This is a genomic window from Acidovorax sp. AC410, assembly GCF_979253235.1.
The window spans coordinates 270,622-290,155 of record NZ_CEEDCG010000001.1; the positions used below are offsets into that span (position 1 = coordinate 270,622).

Annotated in this window: 20 protein-coding genes; 8 read left to right on the forward strand and 12 right to left on the reverse strand. The window is 67.0% G+C overall.

Features of this window, described 5'->3' with window-relative positions; genetic code table 11:
• Positions 1–27: 27 nt before the first annotated feature.
• A complete protein-coding gene (locus AC0IZS_RS01195) occupies positions 28–663 on the forward strand; it encodes a response regulator (RefSeq protein ID WP_471633970.1) in 636 nt (211 codons plus the stop codon).
• The gene (locus tag AC0IZS_RS01200; protein ID WP_471633971.1) at positions 650–2,491 is read left to right on the forward strand and encodes an ATP-binding response regulator; all 1,842 of its coding nucleotides are present in this window, start codon (positions 650–652) and stop codon (positions 2,489–2,491) included. Before AC0IZS_RS01195 ends, AC0IZS_RS01200 begins: the two co-directional genes overlap by 14 nt.
• Here the strand turns inward: AC0IZS_RS01200 and AC0IZS_RS01205 are convergent.
• From AC0IZS_RS01205 to AC0IZS_RS01225, 5 genes are all read right to left on the reverse strand, one after another.
• Positions 2,463–3,902: a coniferyl aldehyde dehydrogenase gene (locus tag AC0IZS_RS01205; RefSeq protein ID WP_471633972.1), complete on the reverse strand. Its 1,440-nt coding sequence runs from the start codon at positions 3,900–3,902 to the stop codon at positions 2,463–2,465. The two genes, AC0IZS_RS01200 and AC0IZS_RS01205, sit on opposite strands and share 29 nt — an antisense overlap.
• Positions 3,903–4,009: 107 nt before the next feature.
• The gene (locus tag AC0IZS_RS01210; RefSeq protein WP_471633973.1) at positions 4,010–4,351 is read right to left on the reverse strand and encodes a hypothetical protein; all 342 of its coding nucleotides are present in this window, start codon (positions 4,349–4,351) and stop codon (positions 4,010–4,012) included.
• Positions 4,352–4,402: 51 nt separating this feature from the next.
• Positions 4,403–7,012, reverse strand: coding sequence for an ATP-dependent chaperone ClpB (clpB, locus tag AC0IZS_RS01215; RefSeq protein WP_471633974.1), 2,610 nt, complete (start codon positions 7,010–7,012; stop codon positions 4,403–4,405).
• A 146-nt stretch (positions 7,013–7,158) separates the two neighbouring features.
• Positions 7,159–7,650: a molybdopterin synthase catalytic subunit MoaE gene (gene moaE / locus AC0IZS_RS01220; protein ID WP_471633975.1), complete on the reverse strand. Its 492-nt coding sequence runs from the start codon at positions 7,648–7,650 to the stop codon at positions 7,159–7,161.
• Positions 7,647–7,877 (reverse strand): hypothetical protein, encoded by a 231-nt coding sequence (locus tag AC0IZS_RS01225; protein ID WP_179681553.1) that lies wholly within the window; start codon positions 7,875–7,877, stop codon positions 7,647–7,649. The genes moaE and AC0IZS_RS01225 overlap by 4 nt, the downstream gene beginning before the upstream one ends.
• Positions 7,878–7,940: 63 nt before the next feature.
• Between AC0IZS_RS01225 and AC0IZS_RS01230 the strand changes: the two genes are divergently transcribed.
• From AC0IZS_RS01230 to dapA, 4 genes are all read left to right on the forward strand, one after another.
• Positions 7,941–8,195 (forward strand): hypothetical protein, encoded by a 255-nt coding sequence (locus tag AC0IZS_RS01230; RefSeq protein WP_471633976.1) that lies wholly within the window; start codon positions 7,941–7,943, stop codon positions 8,193–8,195.
• 86 nt (positions 8,196–8,281) lie between these two features.
• Complete coding sequence (locus AC0IZS_RS01235) at positions 8,282–9,409, forward strand: acyltransferase family protein (RefSeq protein WP_471633977.1); 1,128 nt, start codon at positions 8,282–8,284, stop codon at positions 9,407–9,409.
• 32 nt (positions 9,410–9,441) lie between these two features.
• Positions 9,442–9,783: a hypothetical protein gene (locus AC0IZS_RS01240; RefSeq protein WP_471633978.1), complete on the forward strand. Its 342-nt coding sequence runs from the start codon at positions 9,442–9,444 to the stop codon at positions 9,781–9,783.
• Positions 9,784–10,051: 268 nt separating this feature from the next.
• A complete protein-coding gene (gene dapA, locus AC0IZS_RS01245) occupies positions 10,052–10,957 on the forward strand; it encodes a 4-hydroxy-tetrahydrodipicolinate synthase (protein ID WP_471633979.1) in 906 nt (301 codons plus the stop codon).
• 23 nt (positions 10,958–10,980) lie between these two features.
• Here dapA and AC0IZS_RS01250 read toward each other — a convergent pair whose 3' ends face one another.
• The 7 genes from AC0IZS_RS01250 to AC0IZS_RS01280 all read right to left on the reverse strand — a co-directional run bounded on the left by AC0IZS_RS01250 (position 10,981) and on the right by AC0IZS_RS01280 (position 18,280).
• Positions 10,981–11,232 (reverse strand): MoaD/ThiS family protein, encoded by a 252-nt coding sequence (locus tag AC0IZS_RS01250; RefSeq protein ID WP_471633980.1) that lies wholly within the window; start codon positions 11,230–11,232, stop codon positions 10,981–10,983.
• Positions 11,229–12,467 carry a molybdopterin molybdotransferase MoeA gene (locus AC0IZS_RS01255; protein WP_471633981.1) on the reverse strand — a complete coding sequence of 413 codons (1,239 nt, stop codon included), beginning with the start codon at positions 12,465–12,467 and terminating at the stop codon, positions 11,229–11,231. The genes AC0IZS_RS01250 and AC0IZS_RS01255 overlap by 4 nt, the downstream gene beginning before the upstream one ends.
• Positions 12,464–13,009, reverse strand: coding sequence for a molybdopterin-guanine dinucleotide biosynthesis protein B (gene mobB / locus AC0IZS_RS01260; RefSeq protein WP_471633982.1), 546 nt, complete (start codon positions 13,007–13,009; stop codon positions 12,464–12,466). The genes AC0IZS_RS01255 and mobB overlap by 4 nt, the downstream gene beginning before the upstream one ends.
• A 138-nt stretch (positions 13,010–13,147) precedes the next feature.
• On the reverse strand, positions 13,148–14,578 hold the full coding sequence (thrC, locus tag AC0IZS_RS01265) for a threonine synthase (protein ID WP_471633983.1): 1,431 nt from the start codon (positions 14,576–14,578) through the stop codon (positions 13,148–13,150).
• 42 nt (positions 14,579–14,620) lie between these two features.
• Complete coding sequence (locus AC0IZS_RS01270; protein ID WP_471633984.1) at positions 14,621–15,955, reverse strand: homoserine dehydrogenase; 1,335 nt, start codon at positions 15,953–15,955, stop codon at positions 14,621–14,623.
• Positions 15,956–15,966: 11 nt separating this feature from the next.
• Positions 15,967–17,007 (reverse strand): DUF1176 domain-containing protein, encoded by a 1,041-nt coding sequence (locus AC0IZS_RS01275; RefSeq protein WP_471633985.1) that lies wholly within the window; start codon positions 17,005–17,007, stop codon positions 15,967–15,969.
• Between the two features lie 37 nt (positions 17,008–17,044).
• On the reverse strand, positions 17,045–18,280 hold the full coding sequence (locus AC0IZS_RS01280; protein ID WP_471633986.1) for a pyridoxal phosphate-dependent aminotransferase: 1,236 nt from the start codon (positions 18,278–18,280) through the stop codon (positions 17,045–17,047).
• 145 nt (positions 18,281–18,425) lie between these two features.
• On the opposite strand from AC0IZS_RS01280, the gene AC0IZS_RS01285 reads away from it, so the two are divergent.
• The gene (locus AC0IZS_RS01285; protein ID WP_471633987.1) at positions 18,426–18,803 is read left to right on the forward strand and encodes an Mth938-like domain-containing protein; all 378 of its coding nucleotides are present in this window, start codon (positions 18,426–18,428) and stop codon (positions 18,801–18,803) included.
• 199 nt (positions 18,804–19,002) lie between these two features.
• Positions 19,003–19,488 carry a peroxiredoxin gene (locus AC0IZS_RS01290; RefSeq protein WP_322596052.1) on the forward strand — a complete coding sequence of 162 codons (486 nt, stop codon included), beginning with the start codon at positions 19,003–19,005 and terminating at the stop codon, positions 19,486–19,488.
• Positions 19,489–19,534 lie beyond the last annotated feature (46 nt).

Sequence of the window (19,534 nt, forward strand, 5' to 3'; positions counted from 1 at the left end):
TGGGGTGTTGTGCGCAATACTCATGGCATGCCCGCCAGCCTGTTGCTCATTGACGACCACACCCTGTTCCGAACCGGCTTGCGCCTGATCGTGCAGGACCACCCCTCCGTCGGCTCGATTGCCGAAGCCGGCTCGATCGCCGAAGCCTGTGCCCTGCCCCCGGCCCCGGTGGACCTGGTGCTGCTGGACATCCAGCTGCCGGGCATGAGCGGACTCGACGGCCTGCGCCTTCTGCGTCAATCGTATCCAACCGCCCGCATCGTACTCGTATCTGCAAGCATCGCACCCGATGCGGTCTACGAAGCCCGCTCGCGTGGCGCCGATGGCTTCCTGCCCAAATCGGCCAGCGGCGAGGACATTCTGGAGGCGATCAGCGTCGCACTCTCCGGCCAGCCCTGCTTTCCCGCGAACAGCGGAAATACCGCCTCCCTGCGCGCACCTGCTGCGCCCAGCCTCACTGCGCGCCAGCTCGAAGTGCTGTCGCTGCTGTGCACCGGCAAGCCCAACAAGGTCATCGCGCGCCACCTGGGCCTGAGCGAGAACACCGTGCGCGTGCATGTGGCTGCCATCTTTGCGCAGCTGGGCGTCAACAGCCGCAGTGCCGCGCTGCTGGCCGCGCAGCGCCTGGGCCTGTCCATGCCGCCGCTCCATGACGTTGTCTGAAGCCCTGCCGCTGATCCCGCGCTGGCCCTGGGCACGCCGGCGCTGGGAGCGCGACGAGGTGCTGCGCGAGCAGGTCACGCTGCTGCGCCAGAACTTCCCCATGACCTTGCTGGCGTCCCTGGCCACGGCGCTGGGCACCCTGTGGGTGATGGCGCGCGTGGCCGACACCCAGGTGGTCAGCATCTGGCTGGTCTCGCACGCGCTGGTGGTCATCGGGGTGTACATCACGCTGCGCGGCATGGCGCCGCAACGCGACCCGGTGCTGCACTCGGCACGCAAGCTCATGGCCTGCATGGCCGCCATGGGCCTGAGCTGGGGCAGCCTGGGCTACGTGGTGCTGTACTGGGGCTATCCCGAAAGCGTGATCTACGCCATCGGCATTGTCAGCACCGTCTCCTCCGGTGCGCTGGGCCTGGGGGCTCCGCTGTACCGTGCCTACATCACCTACCTCAGCTGCGCTGTCGGGGGCATCTTCGTGGCCGTGGCCATGAGCGGCGGCCCTGCCATGTGGCCTGCCCTGTTCCTGGTGCTGGTGTACTACGCCCTCACCGGGCTGCAGGCCAGCACGGGCGACACGGCCACCCGCCGCAGCATCGCCCTCAAGCTCGACAATGAGCGGCTGGTGGCCGAGCTGCGCGCCGAATCGCAGCGCGCCCTGGCCGCGCAAGAAGAAGCCGAGCGCGCCGACCGGGACAAATCCCGCTTTCTCGCCGCCGCCAGCCACGACCTGCGCCAGCCGCTGCATGCCATGGGCCTGTTCCTGGAAACCCTGCAGCGCAGCCCCATGAGCCCGCACCAGCTGACCGTGCTGGGCCACGCGCAGGCCGCATCCAGCGCGGCCGTGGAAATGCTCACCACCCTGCTCGACTACTCGCGGCTGGAGGCCGGCGTCGTCAAGATGCGGCCCGCTGCCTTCGCCGTGCAGCCCCTGCTGACCGCGCTGGAGCAGGAATTCGGCGTGCAGGCCGACAATGCGGGGCTGGTGTACCGCACGCACGAGACCTCCACCGCAGCCTATGCCGACCGCTCGCTGGTCATGCTGGTCATGCACAACTTCATCTCCAACGCGCTGCGCTACACCGCACGCGGCGGCGTGCTGATCGCCTGCCGCCGCCGGGGGCGGCGCATCGCGCTGGAGGTGTGGGATACCGGGGCCGGCATACCGCAAAGCCAGTGGGACAACATCTTTCAGGAATTCCACCAGTTGGGCAACCCCGAGCGCGACCGCCGCAAGGGCCTGGGGCTGGGTCTGGCCATCGTGAAACGCCTGGCGCGCGAGATGGGCACCTCGGTGGAGCTGAGTTCGCGTCCCGGGCGGGGCTCGGTGTTCCGGCTCTGGCTCGACGCCTGGCAGGGCGCTCTGGAGGACGAAGCCCCGCCCTCGTTCAACCACTTCGATCTCACGGGCCTGCATGTGCTGGCCATCGACGATGACGAGTCGGTGCGCCTGGGCATGCAGGCCCTGCTGCAAAGCTGGGGCTGCCACTGCACCACGGCCGAATCCAGCGCCGATGCCCTCGATCACATCGAGGACAGCACGCCCGACCTGATCATCACCGACTTCCGCCTGCGCCACGAAGAAACCGGCAAGCAGGTGCTGCAGGCCCTGCGCGCCTACCTGGGCGTAGCGGTGCCGGCCATCATCATGACCGGCGACACCTCGCCCCAGCGCCTGCGCGACGCGCAGACCACCTCGGCCCTGCTGCTGCACAAGCCGGTGTCCACGGGGCAGTTGCGCGATGCCATCGTGCAACTGATCAGCGGCGCCGTGCCAGAGTCCCCGCCGCCCGATGCCCTGGCTACAGCCAGCGGCGAAGAAGCCCCATGACCTGGTCGAAGCGTGCGCCGTAGGGCGGGTAGAACAGCGAGCCCATCGCCCAGCGCGACTGCACCAGCACCGACTTCTGGTGGCAAAAGCGCAAAAAGCCCTGCTCCCCGTGGTAGGCGCCCCAGCCACTGTCGCCCACCCCGCCAAAGGGCAGGTTGTCGTGCGCGATGTGCATCAGCGTGTCGTTCACCGTCACGCCACCGCTCACGGTGCGGCGCAGCACGTCGTCACGCACCGCCTCGCTCTGGCCGAACCAGTACAGCGCCAGCGGCCGCGGGCCGGCATTGATGTGTGCCACGGCATCGTCCAGGCGCTCGTACGAGATCACCGGCAAGACGGGCCCGAAGATCTCCTCCTGCATGATCTGCATGTCCGAAGTGACGCCGAACACCAGGGTGGGCAGCATCTGGCGGCTTGCGCCATCGCCCAGCGTGCCCACCGTGTTCACCACCGGCTTGCCTGCCGTGGGGTCGATGGGCTGCACCTCCGCCCCCTGCGTCTGCGCCTGCTGCAGCATGGTGCGCAGGCGCGCGTGGTGGCGCGGCGTGATGATGGAAGCGTAGTCCGGATTGCCTTCGATGGTCGGGAACAGGCGTGCCACGGCGGCCCGGTAGGCATTGGCAAACTCGGTCTCGCGCCCGCGCGGCACCAGCACATAGTCCGGCGCGATGCAGGTCTGCCCGGCATTGAGCAGCTTGCCATGGGCGATCTTGAGCGCTGCATCCTGCATGTCGCAGTGGCCGTCGATGATGCAGGGCGACTTGCCACCGAGCTCCAGCGTAGTGGGCGTGAGGTTCTGCGCGGCCGCCAGCGCCACCTTGCGGCCCACGGGCGTCGAGCCGGTGAACACCAGGTGGTCGAACGGCAGCGAGGCAAACAGTGCCGCCAGGTTGGCATCGCCCTGCACCACGCAGAATTCCTCGAGCGCAAAGAACTGCGCCACCAGCAGCGCCAGCTGGGCCGAGGTGTGGGGCGTGAGCTCGCTGGGCTTGAGCATCACACGGTTGCCCGCAGCCAGCGCCGTGATGGCGGGCGCAAGCGCCAATTGCACAGGGTAGTTCCAGGGAGCGATCACCCCCACTACCCCGAGCGGCTGGCGCTGTATGTGCGCGGAGGCAGGTTGAAGGTAGATGGGCGTGCGCACCTTCTGCGGCTTCATCCAGCGCGCCAGGTGCTTCAAGGTGTGCGACAGCAGCGTGCGCAGCACGAAGAAATCCGCCACCTCGGTGAGCCGGGGCGAGCGCATGCCGAAATCGGCCTGCACGGCCGCCGCCAGCACGGGCCCATTTTCATCGAGCAGCTTGCGCATGCGCAGCAGGCGCTCGCGGCGCACGAGCAAAGGCACCTCGACCTGGGTGCGGCTTGCCTGCCGCTGGGTTTCAAAAAGGGCGTGGATGTCGGCTGGTGTCATGGAGCGCATGATAGAGCGCCCGGCCCCTGCCGCCGGACCATGCCGGCGCGTCTAGAGGGGCATGCCGAGCACCGCTTTCAGCGCCTGCTGCGGCTTTGCACCAGCGCTCAGCGCAGCTCGCGCGGCTCCACGTCGGTCACCTCCACGGCCCCGGGAAGCACCCCGCCGCGCCGCGACGGCGCTGGCGGCTCGGCGGCCGCATCGGGCTGGCGTGCAGCGCCCCACTGCGCCCTGGAGCGCATGGCAGCGCTGAATCCCGTGCGCGGGTCGACCCGCATGACCCAGGGGGTCATGGGCCGGCCCGTGAGCCGTGCCCAGGTCGCGCGCGCTGCCCACGCCAAACCCAGCACCAGCGCTGCAGCCAGCAGGCTCAGGAACACCACCAGCCCCATGGCCAGCACCAGGGCACGCACGGTAAAGCGCACCAGAGCCGAAACAAGATTGTTCAAACGACACCTTTCCTTTCAACGGGCGGCCTCCCAGGGCCGCCCTTTTTCCCGTCAAGCGGGCTCAGACGCCCCGCCGAACTGGAAGACACCCGGGTCCAGCACCGGATCCACCGTCACCGGGATCACGCTCTTGGGCGGGAACCGGCCTTCCAGCAGCAGCTTGGACAAGGGATTCTCGATGCGCTGCTGGATGGCCCTCTTGAGCGGACGGGCACCAAACACCGGATCGAACCCCACCTTGGCCAGCTCTTCGAGCGCTGGCGCAGAGATCTGCAGCTGCAGATCCATCTTGGCCAGTCGCGCTTCAAGCAGTTGCAGCTGGATGCGTGCAATCGCCTCGATGTTCTTCGCATCCAGCGCGTGGAACACCACCGTCTCATCGATGCGGTTCAAGAATTCGGGTCGGAAATGGTTCTTGAGTTCCCCCCACACCGCTTCCTTGATGTCCTCGGCGTCCTGCCCCACCATGGCCTGGATCAGGTGCGAGCCGATGTTGCTGGTCATCACGATCACCGTGTTCTTGAAGTCCACGGTACGGCCCTGGCCATCGGTCAGGCGGCCATCATCGAGCACCTGCAGCAGCACGTTGAACACGTCGGGGTGGGCCTTCTCCACCTCATCGAGCAGCAGCACGCTATAGGGCTTGCGGCGCACGGCCTCGGTCAGGTAACCGCCCTCCTCGTAGCCCACGTAGCCCGGGGGCGCACCAATGAGGCGGGCCACCGAGTGCTTTTCCATGAACTCGCTCATGTCGATGCGGATCAGGTGGTCCTCGCTGTCGAACAGGAAACCCGCCAGCGCCTTGCACAGCTCGGTCTTGCCCACGCCCGTGGGGCCCAGGAACAGGAACGAGCCCGTGGGGCGATTCGGGTCGGACAGACCCGAGCGCGAGCGGCGGATGGCATTGGCCACGGCGGTGATCGCTTCTTCCTGGCCGACCACGCGCTCGTGCAGCTTGCCTTCCATCTGCAAGAGCTTGTCCTTCTCGCCCTGCAGCATCTTGGCCACGGGGATGCCCGTGGCGCGGCTCACCACTTCGGCGATCTCTTCGGCACCCACTTGCGTGCGCAGCAGGCGCGGCGCGCTGGCCACGCCATCCTTGCCGGCCTCCTTGGCCTGGGCTTCCTTGAGCTGGCGCTCAAGGTCCGGCAACTTGCCGTACTGCAGCTCGGCCACCTTGTTGAAGTCGCCCTTGCGCGTGAACTCCTCGATCTGGAACTTGAGCTTGTCGATGGCTTCGCGCACATGCGCGCTGCCCTGGGCCTGGGCTTTCTCGGACTGCCAGATCTCGTCGTAGTCGGCGATCTCCTTTTGCAGGCGCACGATCTCCTCCTCGATCAGGCCGAAGCGCTTGACCGAGGACTCGTCCTTCTCGCGGCGCACGGCCTCGCGCTCGATCTGCAGCTGGATCAGCCGGCGGTCGAGCTTGTCCATCACCTCGGGCTTGGAGTCCATCTCGATCTTGATCTTGGACGCCGCCTCGTCGATCAGGTCGATGGCCTTGTCGGGCAGGAAGCGGTCGGTGATGTAGCGGTGCGACAGCTCCGCCGCGGCCACGATGGCCGGGTCGGTGATGTCCACGCCATGGTGCACCTCGTACTTCTCCTGCAGGCCGCGCAGGATGGCGATGGTCGCCTCCACCGTGGGCTCGCCCACGAGGATCTTCTGGAAGCGGCGCTCCAGCGCGGCATCTTTCTCGATGTACTTGCGGTATTCGTCGAGCGTGGTGGCACCCACGCAGTGCAGCTCGCCGCGCGCCAGGGCCGGCTTGAGCATGTTGCCCGCGTCCATGGCCCCCTCGCCCTTGCCGGCGCCCACCATGGTGTGCAGCTCGTCGATGAAGACAATGGTCTGGCCCTCGTCCTTGGCCAGCTCGTTGAGCACCGCCTTCAGGCGCTCCTCGAACTCGCCACGGTACTTGGCACCGGCCAGCAGGGCCGCCATGTCCAGGCTGAGCACGCGCTTGCCCTTGAGCGACTCGGGCACCTCGCCGGCCACGATGCGCTGGGCCAGGCCTTCCACGATGGCGGTCTTGCCCACGCCGGGCTCGCCGATGAGCACGGGGTTGTTCTTGGTGCGCCGCTGCAGCACCTGGATGGCGCGGCGGATCTCGTCGTCGCGGCCGATCACCGGGTCCAGCTTGCCCATGCGGGCGCGCTCGGTCAGGTCCATGCAGTACTTGGCGAGCGCTCCGCGCTGGCCTTCGGCGTCGGGGCTGTCCATCTTCTGGCCGCCGCGCACGGCCTCGATGGCCGCCTCCAGGCTCTTGCGCGTGAGGCCGTTGTCCTTGGCAAGGGTGGCGGCCTCGCCCTTGCTGTCGATCAGCGCGAGCAGGAACAGCTCGCTGGCGATGAACTGGTCGCCGCGCTTGATGGCCTCCTTCTCGGTGGCCTGCAGCACGCGGCCGAGCTCGGGCCCGCCCTGCACCTGGTCCTGGCCATGCACGGCCGGCAGGCGCTTGACTGCGCTTTCCGCTGCGGCCAGCAGGCCCTGCACATTGACACCGGCGCGCTGCAGCAGCGCGCGCGGCCCGTCCTCCTGGCGCAGCATGGCCACGAGCATGTGTACAGGCTCGATATAGGCGTTGTCATTGCCCAGGGCGAGCGTCTGGGCGTCGCTCAGGGCTTCCTGGAACTTGGTGGTGAATTTGTCGAGACGCATGGGTGAATGTCCTTCCGAATTGCGTCACATATGGGGACTTTCGGTAAGTATTTCAAGCATCCCGGGCCCGGTCAGGCCAGCGGGCAGTACCAGACCCTGCTCGTGCGCGCCCGCTTTTGCGGCCCAGCGCGCGCTATTACCAACACTTACATGTCGACATTGGACGCAGCGATGCCCCAGCGGGTCAGCGCTGCGTCGTCGCTCACGCGCGCATCGACCCAGCGCGCGCCGGCAGGCGTGACCTCCTTCTTCCAGAACGGCGCCTGGGTCTTGAGGTAGTCCATCAGAAACTCGCAGGCCTCGAAACTCTGGCCCCGGTGGGCGCTGGTCACCGCCACCAGCACGATCTGATCGAGGGGCTGCAGCAACCCCACCCGGTGGATCACACGAACCCCAAAGAGCTCGAAGCGCTCGCAGGCCGCATCCACCATCGCAGCGATGGACTTCTCGGTCATGCCCGGGTAGTGCTCCAGCTCCAGGGAGGCCACGTCGTCGCCGTCGTTGCGGTCGCGCACCGTGCCCACGAAGGCGCACACCGCGCCCACGCGGCGGTCCCCATGGCGCAGCGCGGCAACCTCGGCGGACAGATCGAAGTCCGCCGTCTGGATGGAGACGCTGCGTGCCTGGGGCGACATCATGGCGAACGGTGCAGGCGCGGGGCGGCCAGAAGGGCGCGCTCCTCTTCGAGCACCTTTTCCAGCTGCACGAGGGCGGGGGTACGGGGCAGCTTGGCCACCAGGGCCTGCAAACGCGTGACGTCGGTCACGGTCGGGGCCACTTTGACCTGCGCAATGGCCGCAGGGTGGTTGCCTGATTGGATCAACGCCAGTACCTTGGCGGGCCATTCACTCTTGGGTTTTGCCATGGAATTGTTTTTTCTGAAAAATGAAGTCGATTGTCTGTAGCATCCGGCAGAACTGTACCCCCCATGGCCACACAAACCATCACCACCGAAAAATACAAGCTCTACCCGTCGCCGCGCAACCGCAGCAAGGACATCTTCGCGCACGAGGTGTTCGTGCCCCATCCCTATGCCCTGGTGGACCTCGATAGCATGGACCTGGCCGGCCAGACCACGCTGTTTGCCGCCTGCCGGCTCTCGGACATGAAGATGGGCCAGGTGGTGACCTTCGAGCTGGACGCGGACCGGGTGAGGTTCGAGCGGCTGTTCACCCCCGACTGAGCCGCCGGGCCGTCGCCAATATTTGATGCCAACGGCGCCCCCAGGGACGCCAAACCGCCCATGCCGGGCGGACCGACCTCCTGTCCATGAAATTTTCTGACATCACGCAGCGCCTGCGATCGGTAGAACACGACAACAACATCGACGTCCTGCGCGCCTGCGCCATCCTTTCGGTGGCCCTGCACCACTTCTCGGTCTACGCCGGCATTCCGGTGCCGCTGTTCGGCCCCGATGGCGGCGGCATCGGCGTGCAGTTGTTCTTCCTGATCTCGGGCTACCTCATCATCCAGAGCGCCGAGCGCAACTCCCTGGGCGACTATGCCAAGGCGCGGTTCTTTCGCATCTTCCCGGTGTACTGGGTGGCCCTGGTGGGCATCGTGCTGGTCGAGATGGCGCTGGTTCCCGGGTTCCGGCAACTGGTGGTCAACGACTACCCGCATTTCCTGCTCAACCTGCTCAACCTGCAGCAACTGTCCGTGCGCAGCAGCCTTTTCTTCGACCGCGTGCATGTAGGCTGGACGCTCACGGTGGAACTGTTCTGGTACGCCATCGTGGTGCTGCTGGCCCTGGTGGCGCACCGCGTGCGCTGGCGGCATTTCTGGCTGGCCGTGCTGGCCCTGTCCACGCTGCTGTCCGTCGCCTGGATCAAGGCGGCCAACACCGGTGCGCTCGACTTCCTGTACCTGGGCCAGGCGCGCAGCGTCGGCGTGGAGTACTCACCCGTGCTACAGCATGCGCTGATCAAGTCCAACATCGTGGGCTACCTGTACTTCTTCGTGATGGGCACGGTGATCTACCGCTACGAGAAGGTGCTCAGGCGCATCCCCAGCAGCGTCCTGTGGCCCGTGGCGCTGCTGCTGATCCTGCTGTGGTCGCAGTGGCAGGTAGTCACGGGCTTTGCGCCGCAGCCGCTGGCCGCCGTGGGCCTGGCCTGTGTGTTCATCCTGTTCCTCAAGCTGCCGCCGATCCAGGACGTGCTGGTGCGCTACATCGGCAAGATTTCGTATTCGCTGTACCTTGTCCATGCCAAGGTGATGGTCGTGGTCTATGTCAACCTGCAATGGTCGGGCGTGGGCGCCCACCTGGGCGTCGTCATTGCCACCTTGCTGCTGGCCACCGGGCTGTACTACGCCGTAGAGCAGCCGATGATCGAATACGGCAAGCGCTTTCGCAGCAAGAACCGCAGCAGCGTGCCGAACAGCGCCGCGGCCTGACCCTTCCACTGCCATTTCGAACTGCCTGCGCCATGCACGACGACGACAACCAGATCCACGTTCCCCCCTCCTTCATGGCCGTGTACAGCGACGCCCGCCAGCGCCTGCGCGAGCCGGCCAGTGTGGTGCGCACGCGCTACGAGCTGTGCGAGGACCTGGCCGGGCACCTGGTGGAGCATGCCCAGACGCTCTACCACGTGCAGGCCCCTTCCGAGACCGAGATCCTGCGGCGCATCCATGCCGGGCTGTGCGCGGGCGAGTCCGGCGTCTCCGTGCCCGAGGCCACCTGGATCGTGACGCGCCTGGCCGAGCTGCTGGTCTGGCAGTGCCCCGAGCTCATCCCCCCCGTGGAACCGGCGCCCGGGCAGGACTGACGCAACAGGCTCCTGCCGCTATACTGCGTGCCATGACCACCCACTGCACCCCAGCCCTGAACACCGCACCCGCGGTGGCCGTGCAGTGCGTGGTCAAAGCCAAAAAACCAGAGCTCATCTGACCGGAGCTGTGGTTCCGTCCGGATGAGCGACGGAACCCCTGGCAGAAAGACAGCTCCCTTTTCCCCTTCCTCCCTTTCTTTCCCGGTATTCCGCGCGCGCAGCCTGGCGGTTCTTCCCTTGGTCGAACCTGAAAGGATGTTTTCGCATGTCCCCCCTGACGATTGCCACTGCGGCCGTACCTGCTGCAGCCAACCACCCCGTCCTCCCCGTCTTCAGCGGTCTTTGGATCGCTCTGGTCACGCCGTTCAAGGACGGCGCGGTGGACCACCCTGCCCTGGCCACCCTGACAGCCCGGCTGCGCGCCGAAGGCGTCTCAGGCTTCGTCGCCTGCGGCTCCACCGGCGAGGCCGCAGCCCTGGACAAGGCCGAGCAGTTGCAGGTGCTGGAAACCGTGCTCGAAGCCGCTCGCGGCCTGCCCGTGGTGATGGGTGTCTCGGGCTACCACCAGGGGCAGGTGCTTGACCAGGTGCAGACCCTGGCGCGCTACCCCCTGGCGGGCCTGCTGGTGTCCGCGCCGCACTACATCCGCCCGTCACAAGACGGCCTGCTGCACTGGTTCCGCGCCATCGCCGACACCAGCACGGTACCTGTGGTCATCTACGACATTCCCTACCGCACGGGCGCCACACTCACCTGCGAGACCCTGCTGGCACTGGCGGCACACCCCCGCATCCAGGCCATCAAGGACTGCGGCGGCAGCTCTGCCAAGACGCAAGTCCTGATCGCGGATGGCCGCCTCCAGGTGTTGACGGGTGAAGACGCGCAAATCTTCAATACGCTGGCACTGGGCGGCGCGGGCGCCATCTCTGCCTGCGCGCACTGGCAGACAGCGCAGTTTGTGGAACTGGTGGGCTTGCTGCGCGGGGGCGATCTGTCCCAGGCCCGCCGCGCCTGGCAGGCCCTGCAACCGTGGATCGAGGCCTGCTTTGCAGAACCCAACCCCGCCCCCCTCAAGGCCATGCTCGCGCACGCCGGAGAGATGTGCAGTGAGCTGCGCGCACCCATGATGGTGGCCTCGCCAGCACTGGTACAGCGCCTGCGCGCCCTGTAGCCTGGGCGCAGTGCGCGACAGGTTCAGCCGCCCGTGACGGGCGGGAAGAACGCCACCTCGGCGCCTTCGTGCAGGGCGGCGGTCTCGCCGCTCATCACCTGGCCCAGCGCCATGCGCACGGCCCGGCCCCGCGCCAGGCTGCTGGCATGGGCGCCGCCGCGCGCGATCAGCTCATCGCGCAGTTCACCCAGGGTCGCGGCAGCGGTGTCCACGGCCTCGCTGCCCTGGCCGATGGCCTCGCGGATGGAGGCGAAATAGCGCACGGTGATCTTCATCCCAGCAGCTCCGCAAAGGCAATGAACTGCACCGTATCGCCCGGTGCAATGGTCTGGCCAGCGGGGTTGTCCACCACGCCGTCGCCCCAGGCGGCGGAGGTGAGCACACCCGAACTCTGGTTGGAAAACAGGTCCAGCCCGCCCGCCGCGTTGTGCCGCACGCGCAGGAACTCCCGGCGCTTGTCGGCCCGGGGCCAGGCGAAATGCGCCGTGGCGGGCAGCGCGCGCGGTGCCACGGCCTGCACGCCCTGCAGGCGCAGCAAAAAGGGGCGCACCAGCAGTGCAAAGGTCAGAAAGCTCGACACCGGGTTGCCGGGCAGCCCCATGAAGTGGGCGCTGCCGATGCGCCCATAGGCAAAGGGCTTGCCCGGCTTCATGGCGATCTGCCAGAGGTCCAGCGTTCCGAGCGACTCCACGGCGGGCTTGATGTGGTCCTCTTCACCGACGGACACGCCGCCGCTGGTGAGGATCAGGTCGTGGGCCTCGCTCGCCTGTTGCAGGGCCTGCACGGTCGCATCGCGCCGGTCGGGCACGATGCCCAGGTCGGTCACCTCGCAGCCCAGGCGCAGCAGCATGGCCCGCAGGAAGAAGCGGTTGCTGTTGTAGATGGCGCCCGGGCGCATCTGTTCGGGCGGCACATCCCCCGGCATGACCAGTTCATCGCCGGTGGAAAACAGCGCCACGCGCGGGCGGCGTGCCACCTGCAGCTGGTGCAGGCCGATGCTCGCCGCCAGGCCCAGCTCGGCGGGCGTGAGGCGGGTGCCGGCGGACAGCACCACGGCGCCGCGGGTGATGTCCTCGCCGGCCCGGCGTATCCATTGGCCAGCAGCCGGCACGGTGTTGACGCGCACGCTGCTGCCATCGTCCAGGGCTTCACAGTCCTCCTGCATCAGCACCGCATCAGCGCCTTCGGGGATCGGCGCGCCCGTGAAGATGCGCGCGGCCGTGCCCGGCTGCAGAGGAGCGCCCGCGCTGCCGGCGGCAATGCGCTGCGACACGGGCAACACCGTGCCTGCAGTCGCCACGTCGGCGCGGCGCACGGCGTAGCCGTCCATGGAGCTGTTGTCGTTGGGAGGCACCTGCAGCGACGAGACGGCGTCCTGGGCCAGCACCCGGCCGTCCGCATCGAAGGTGGTGACCGTATCGGTGCCTGCCAGCAGGGTGGCGCGCTCCAGCAGTTCGGTCAGTGCGTCGGCCAGGGACTTGAGGGGCTTGAAAGCGGTGAGAGGTCTCATTGGTGCAGATCCCAGTCGTATTCGAAGCGCTCGGCATAGTGCAGCAGCCAGTCCACGACCTGCGCGGGGTCGTTCAGGTCGAGCAGGGGCAGGCCCGTGGGCACCGGCAGTCGCTCCGGCGCATCGGTGGCCACCGCCGCCACGAAATCGTCTTCGGCATAGCGCACGGGTTTGGCGTCCTGGCCGGCCTCGGGGGCACGCCAGACCTCGACCTTGAGCAGGTCACTGTCCTTGAAGCCCTCCACCAGCACCCAGTCCACGCCCTGGTAGAGCTCGGCCAGCAGGTGGTGTACGGTGAGCTCGGCGGGCTGCTCGAACTCGCGCACCAGCGCCAGGCGCCGGTCGGAGGCGGCCACCACCTCGAAGGCACCGGCCTCGCGGTGGCGCCAGGTGTCCTTGCCCACGTGGTCGATGTCGAAACTGTGGTGCGCGTGCTTGACCACCGAGACCCGAAGGCCGCGCAGCCGCATCTCGGGAATGAGCTGCTCGACCAGCGTGGTCTTGCCGCTGCCGGAAAACCCTGCAAAACCTACCACCTTCATTCCATGCTCCTGCGCAAGGCCATGGCATCCATGGTCCACCAAGCTCCGTCACAGAGCGACAGGGACACCCCAGGGCGTCCCGAACGACAGGCGCTCATTGCTGCCCGGCGCACCATGGCGCGGCGGGCAGGTGGCGCCTCACTGGCAGTGGCGCTCGATGTAGGCCTGCACCTGGCGCACGTCGGCCGGCATCACCTGCACGCGCTTGGGCAGGTCTTCGATGCCGGCGAACTTCGCGGGCCGCTCGGGCGCCTGGCCCAGGGCTTCCACGATGGTCTCGGCGAACTTGATCGGCAGGGCCGTCTCCAGCACGATCATGGGCACGGTCGGGTCGCTGTGGTGCGCAAGGGCCACCTTCACGCCATCGGCGGTGTGGGTGTCGATGGTCACGCCATGGCGCTGGAAGTTGTCGCGGATGGTGGCAAGGCGGTCGGCATGGGTGCTCTTGCCGCTCTCGAAGCCGTAGCGGGTGGCCGCCTCGGCAAAGTGCGGGTCAGCGCTCAGGTCGAATTGGCCCTCCTTGGCCAGCGCATCGCCGAACAGGGCCTTGGTGCGCGCACCATCGCGGCCCAGCAGGTCGAACACGAAGCGCTCGAAATTGCTGGCCTTGCTGATGTCCATCGAAGGGCTGGACGTTTCATGCGTGTCGGCACTGCTGCGCACGCGGTACACACCCGTGCGGAAGAACTCGTCGAGCACGTCGTTCTCGTTGGTGGCCAGCACCAGTTTCGCAATCGGCAGGCCCATGGAGCGTGCCACGTGGCCGGCGCAGATGTTGCCGAAGTTGCCGCTCGGCACCGTGAAGCTGACCTGCTGGTCGTTGCGCTCCGTGGCCTGCACGTAGCCGGCGAAGTAGTAGACCACCTGGGCCAGCAGGCGCGCCCAGTTGATGGAGTTGACCGTGCCGATCTTGTACTTGCGCTTGAAGGGCAGGTCGTTGCTCACGGCCTTGACGATGTCCTGGCAGTCGTCGAACACGCCCTCGATGGCGATGTTGTGGATGTTCTCGTCCTGCAGGCTGAACATCTGCGCCTGCTGGAAGGCGCTCATGCGGCCGTGCGGGCTGGTCATGAAGACGCGCACGCCCTTCTTGCCGCGCATGGCGTACTCGGCCGCGCTGCCGGTGTCGCCGCTGGTGGCGCCCAGGATGTTGAGCTCTTCGCCGCGCCGACCCAGCTCGTATTCGAACAGGTTGCCCAGGAGCTGCATGGCCATGTCCTTGAAGGCCAGCGTGGGGCCGTTGGACAGGGCTTCGAGCCACAGGCTGTTTTCCAGGTGGCGCAGGGGCACGATCTCGCCGGTGCCGAAGACCTCGGCGGTGTACGTCTTCTCGCACAGGGCCTTGAGGTCGGCGGCCGGGATGTCGTCGATGTACAGCGACAGGATCTGGAAGGCCAGCTCGGCGTAGCCCTGCTCGTGGTAGGCCTTGCGCAGGCGCGTGAGCATGGCGTCGTCTACCTGCGGATAGTGCTCGGGCAGGTACAGGCCGCCATCGGGCGCCAGGCCTTCGAGCAGGATGTCGCAGAACTGCTTGCGGTCTGCATGGCCGCGGGTGCTGAGGTATTTCATGGTGGTGTCCCGTCTGCGTTCACAACGCAGGTGCCGGCTGCGTCAGTTGAGTTCTTCCTTGCGGATGCGCGTGATGGGGGCCAGCACGGTGGGCAGGGCCTGCATCTGGGCCAGCACGGTGTCCATGGTGCCTTCGCGCGTGTCGTGCGTGAGGATGATGAGGTCGGTCTGCGTGGATCCCTCGCCGCCCACCTCATCGGCTTCGCGCTGCAGCATGGCGTCGATGCTGATGCCGGCCTCGGCCAGCAGGCCGGTGACCTTGGCCAGCACGCCGGCCTGGTCGGCCACGCGCAGGCGCAGGTAGTAGCTGGTGACCACTTCGCTCATGGGCAGCAGCGGCAGCGTGCCCATGGCGTCGGTCAGCGTATTGGCCTGGAAGGCCAGGTGCGGCACGCGGTGCTCGGGGTCGGCCGTGTGCAGGCGGGCGATGTCCACCAGGTCGGCGATCACGGCGCTGGCGGTGGGCTCGCTGCCCGCGCCCTTGCCGTAGTACAGCGTGGTGCCCACGGCATCGCCCTGCACCACCACGGCGTTCATGGCGCCTTCGACGTTGGCGATCAGGCGCTTGGAGGGCACCAGGCTCGGGTGCACGCGCAACTCGATCCCCTTGTCCGCGCGCTTGGTGATCCCCAGCAGCTTGATGCGGTAGCCCAGTTGCTCGGCATACTTGATGTCGGCCGCACCCAACTTGGTGATGCCTTCGACGTAGGCCTTGTCGAACTGCACCGGGATGCCGAAGGCGATGGCGCTCATCAGCGTGACCTTGTGCGCGGCGTCCACGCCTTCGATGTCGAACGTGGGGTCGGCCTCGGCATAGCCCAGGCGCTGCGCTTCCTTGAGCACCACGTCGAAATCCAGGCCCTTGCTGCGCATCTCGGACAGGATGAAATTGGTGGTGCCGTTGATGATGCCGGCGATCCACTGGATGCGGTTGGCCGTGAGGCCTTCGCGCAGCGCCTTGATGATGGGGATGCCACCGGCCACGGCGGCCTCGAAGGCCACCATCACGCCCTTGGCCGATGCGGCCGCGAAGATCTCGGTGCCATGCACGGCCAGCAGCGCCTTGTTGGCGGTGACCACGTGCTTGCCGGCAGCGATGGCCTCGAGCACCAGCGCACGCGCGATGCCGTAGCCGCCGATGAGCTCGATGACGATGTCGATGTCGGGGTTGGCGATGATGGCGCGCGCGTCGTTGACGACCTGGATGCCAGCACCCACTGCGGCCCGGGCACGCTCGACGTCCAGATCGGCCACCATGGTGATCTCGATGCCGCGGCCCGCGCGGCGGCGGATTTCTTCCTGGTTGCGTTGCAGCACGTTGAACACGCCGCTGCCGACGGTGCCGATGCCCAGCAGGCCTACTTGGATGGGTTTCATGGTCATAAAAATCAGGGTTTCCTGGAAACGGGGTTGGTGGGCAGAACCACCTTGGCGGTGTAGGCAGGCAGTTGCCAGGCGCCGCCGGCAAAGCCTCGGCACATGCTGTCGCCCGATTCGCCGGTGCGCACGAAGCTGCGGCCGTCGAAATGCCACTCCTCGATGGACCAGCAGTCACCGATGCCGCGTCCCTTCATGGAGGAGCGGATCGATGCGTCCGCAGCATCGAATTCGCCTTCGGCGTCGAGTTGCTGCGGCTGGTAGGGCGGGCGGTCGTTGGCCAGCCAGTTGAGTCCACCGAAATTGTAGGCGCCCATGGCACAGGGGATGGCCAGCAGTACCTTGCCATCTGTGAGGCGATGCACCTGCACGTTGGCAGGTTGGGGCGCGTCGCCATTGCAGCGCCCGGCCACCTCCTTGGCGTCGATGGCGGCCAGCAGCGGCCTGGCAAGTGCGGCATCGCCCTTGCGCTCAGGCAGCGGGCGCACGGCATGGACCACCGGCGCCGGCACGGCGGCCAGCACCGAGGACTCGGCCTGGGTACCGCGCCGCACCAGGGCGCCTGGCGTGCCGACGCGGCCGTGGGCCTCGTCCATCTTGAGCAGCACCGCGTTGGCTCCGGCGAGCGACAGCACCCACCGGTCTTTGCCCGCCGTGACGACGGCTTCGTCGTTCTTCTGCAGCTCCTGCAGCAATGCCGCCACCTGGCCGGCGGGAACGCGGGGAATGTCGCCTGCGAGGCCGGTCAGCGAGAGCTTGCCCACCTTGAGGTTCAGCGACGCCGGCGTGGCCTTCTCGGTCGACACCTGCAAATCCACCAGTACCGGCGTGCCGGGCCCGGCTTCGCGCGTCAGGCGGATGGAGACGGGTTCGGAGTCCCCGGCTTCCGCCTGGTAGCCCACGGCCCGGCAGGCTCGCGTGTTGTCGCACTGCAGCGCCCAGTCCTTGTGCGTGAAGCCCACGGGCGCCTTGTCGGCGGCCTGCACCGCCAGCACCAGCGCAGGCAGGCAGGCGAGCAGTGCCAGGACACGGGCGGCAAGGCGGTTGCGCATGGGGCAGGTCTCCTGTCGGTCAGCGGGCCCGGCCGCCTCAGGCAGCCGCGGTCTGCTGGCGCTTGCGGTACTGCTCCAGGAAGCGTGCCACGCGCCCGATGGCGTCGCGCAGGTCGTCCTCGTGGGGCAGGAACACGATGCGGAAGTGGTCGGGCGCGGCCCAGTTGAAGCCCGTGCCCTGCACCAGCATGACCTTGGTTTCCTGCAGCAGCTCCAGGAAGAACTGCTGGTCGTCCTGGATGGGGTAGATGGCGGGGTCCAGGCGCGGGAACATGTACAGCGCCGCGCGTGGCTTCACGCAAGTGACGCCCGGGATGGCCGTGATCAGCTCGTAGGCCAGGTCGCGCTGCTTGCGCAGGCGCCCGCCCTCGCAAACCAGCTCGTTGATGCTCTGGTGGCCGCCCAGTGCGGTCTGGATGGCCCACTGCCCCGGAACGTTGGCGCACAGGCGCATGTTGGAGAGCATGTTCAGGCCCTCGATGTAGTCGCGCGCCGGCTTCTTGTCGCCCGAGACCACCAGCCAGCCCGCGCGGTAACCGCAGGAGCGGTAGCTCTTGGACAGCGAGTTGAAGGTGAGCGTGAGCACGTCTTCGCTGAGCGAGCCAATGGCCGTGTGCGTGGCCCCGTCGTACAGCACCTTGTCGTAGACCTCGTCGGCAAAGATCACCAGGCCGTGTTCGCGCGCGGTGGCCACGATGCCCTTGAGCAACTCGTCCGAGTACAGCGCGCCCGTGGGGTTGTTCGGGTTGATGACCACGATGCCCTTGGTGCGCGGCGTGATCTTGGCGCGGATGTCAGCCAGATCGGGCATCCAGCCATTGGCCTCTTCGCACAGGTAATGCACGGGCGTGCCGCCCGAGAGGCTGGCCGCCGCCGTCCACAGCGGGTAGTCGGGCGAGGGCAGCAGCAACTCGTCGCCGTTGTCCAGCAGGGCGTTGGTGGCCATCACGATCAGTTCGCTGGCGCCATTGCCCAGGTAGATGTCGTCGAGCGCCACGCCCTTGATGCCCTGCTTTTGCGTCTCGTGCATCACGGCCTTGCGGGCCGCGAAGATGCCCTTGCTGTCCGAGTAGCCGGCCGAATTGGGCAGGTTGCGGATCATGTCCTGCTGGATCTCTTCGGGCGCGTCGAAGCCAAACACCGCGAGGTTGCCGATGTTGAGCTTGATGATCTTGTGGCCGTCTTCCTCCATCTGCTTGGCCGCGTCCATGATCGGGCCCCGGATGTCGTAGCAGACGTTGGCAAGCTTGGCGGATTTCTGGACGGTTTTCATGCGCTGGAGGGTGCGGTGGAGAAAAAGTGCGGTTCGCGCCAGGGTCAGCCAACGGGGCCGGCCGATGGGCGAAACCTATAATTTGACCACAGATCACCAGCGAGGCGGGCCCGGGGGCCCGCAGCGCGCGCACCCACCGCACACCATGAAATTCCAGCCGGACAAAGCCAACGCACAAACCGTCACGGGCTATGGCCCGGGCTGGATCGGGGTGGATGGCGAAAAGATCACCCACAGCGTGATCGTCGGCTCGAACGGGCTGCGCCAGGCCTGGGCCTGCACGCGCTTCGAGGACCTCACGGCCGAACACTTTGCCGAGCTGGCGGCACTCGAGACCGAGCTGGTCATCTTCGGCAGCGGCCAGCGCAACCGCTTTCCACCGCCCGCGTGGCTGCAGCCGCTGATGGCGCGCCGCCTGGGCCTGGAAACCATGGACACCGCCGCCGCCTGCCGCACCTACAACATCCTGGCCGGCGAGGGCCGCAATGTGGTTGCAGCGCTGCTGCTGGAGCCCGCCCCCTGACGCCAGGGCCCGGATACCCGCGCTACAGGGTCCGCAGGTACCGAACAGGTTCCGGTCTGTGTACTTTGGTTACAGAATGCGATTCGCGAAAGAGTCCGTTTCAGGGTAAAATCTCCGGTTGCGGTCAGGGGCCTTCCAAAAGCAATAACACCCACTCCCCTGGCTTATCAACGACTACATCCTGAGAGATTGAAGTGATATGGCGATCGTTGTCAACAAACCCCTCCCTGAATTTGAAGCCAACGCAACCGGTGGAATCAAGGTCTCCAACACCTCCCACCTTGGCCAGATTCTGGTTCTGTACTTCTATCCCAAGGACAACACCCCGGGCTGCACGACGGAGGCCATGCAGTTCCGCGACAAGTACAAGGACTTCGTGAAGGCCGGCGCTGCCGTGTTCGGCGTGTCGCGCGACAACATGAAGTCGCACGACGACTTCAAGGAAAAGCTGGAACTGCCGTTCGAGCTGATCGCCGACACCGAAGAGAAGATGTGCCACATGTTCGGCGTGGTCAAGAACAAGATCATGTACGGCAAGAAGGTCAAGGGCATCGAGCGCAGCACCTTCCTGATCGGCCCCGACGGCCTGCTGGTGCAGGAATGGCGCGGCCTGAAGGTACCCGGCCACGTGGACGAAGTGCTCAAGGCCGTCAAGGGCATCAAGGCCCTGAAGAAAGCTGCCTGAAACCAGGTTGCGGGCGCGTTCGCAACAGCCCTTCCCGCCCGGAGCG

Bases quoted from the DNA above. Each gene is read 5' to 3' on its own strand.
- AC0IZS_RS01275 (WP_471633985.1), bottom strand. From the start codon at position 17,007: ATGCGCAACCGCCTTGCCGCCCGTGTCCTGGCACTGCTCGCCTGCCTG.
- AC0IZS_RS01285 (WP_471633987.1), top strand. From the start codon at position 18,426: ATGAAATTCCAGCCGGACAAAGCCAACGCACAAACCGTCACGGGCTAT.
- AC0IZS_RS01290 (WP_322596052.1), top strand. From the start codon at position 19,003: ATGGCGATCGTTGTCAACAAACCCCTCCCTGAATTTGAAGCCAACGCA.
- AC0IZS_RS01280 (WP_471633986.1), bottom strand. From the start codon at position 18,280: ATGAAAACCGTCCAGAAATCCGCCAAGCTTGCCAACGTCTGCTACGAC.
- AC0IZS_RS01205 (WP_471633972.1), bottom strand. From the start codon at position 3,902: ATGACACCAGCCGACATCCACGCCCTTTTTGAAACCCAGCGGCAGGCA.
- thrC (WP_471633983.1), bottom strand. From the start codon at position 14,578: ATGAAATACCTCAGCACCCGCGGCCATGCAGACCGCAAGCAGTTCTGC.
- clpB (WP_471633974.1), bottom strand. From the start codon at position 7,012: ATGCGTCTCGACAAATTCACCACCAAGTTCCAGGAAGCCCTGAGCGAC.
- AC0IZS_RS01270 (WP_471633984.1), bottom strand. From the start codon at position 15,955: ATGAAACCCATCCAAGTAGGCCTGCTGGGCATCGGCACCGTCGGCAGC.
- AC0IZS_RS01225 (WP_179681553.1), bottom strand. From the start codon at position 7,877: ATGGCAAAACCCAAGAGTGAATGGCCCGCCAAGGTACTGGCGTTGATC.
- dapA (WP_471633979.1), top strand. From the start codon at position 10,052: ATGTCCCCCCTGACGATTGCCACTGCGGCCGTACCTGCTGCAGCCAAC.
- mobB (WP_471633982.1), bottom strand. From the start codon at position 13,009: ATGAAGGTGGTAGGTTTTGCAGGGTTTTCCGGCAGCGGCAAGACCACG.
- moaE (WP_471633975.1), bottom strand. From the start codon at position 7,650: ATGATGTCGCCCCAGGCACGCAGCGTCTCCATCCAGACGGCGGACTTC.
- AC0IZS_RS01250 (WP_471633980.1), bottom strand. From the start codon at position 11,232: ATGAAGATCACCGTGCGCTATTTCGCCTCCATCCGCGAGGCCATCGGC.
- AC0IZS_RS01240 (WP_471633978.1), top strand. From the start codon at position 9,442: ATGCACGACGACGACAACCAGATCCACGTTCCCCCCTCCTTCATGGCC.
- AC0IZS_RS01200 (WP_471633971.1), top strand. From the start codon at position 650: ATGACGTTGTCTGAAGCCCTGCCGCTGATCCCGCGCTGGCCCTGGGCA.
- AC0IZS_RS01235 (WP_471633977.1), top strand. From the start codon at position 8,282: ATGAAATTTTCTGACATCACGCAGCGCCTGCGATCGGTAGAACACGAC.
- AC0IZS_RS01230 (WP_471633976.1), top strand. From the start codon at position 7,941: ATGGCCACACAAACCATCACCACCGAAAAATACAAGCTCTACCCGTCG.
- AC0IZS_RS01255 (WP_471633981.1), bottom strand. From the start codon at position 12,467: ATGAGACCTCTCACCGCTTTCAAGCCCCTCAAGTCCCTGGCCGACGCA.
- AC0IZS_RS01195 (WP_471633970.1), top strand. From the start codon at position 28: ATGCCCGCCAGCCTGTTGCTCATTGACGACCACACCCTGTTCCGAACC.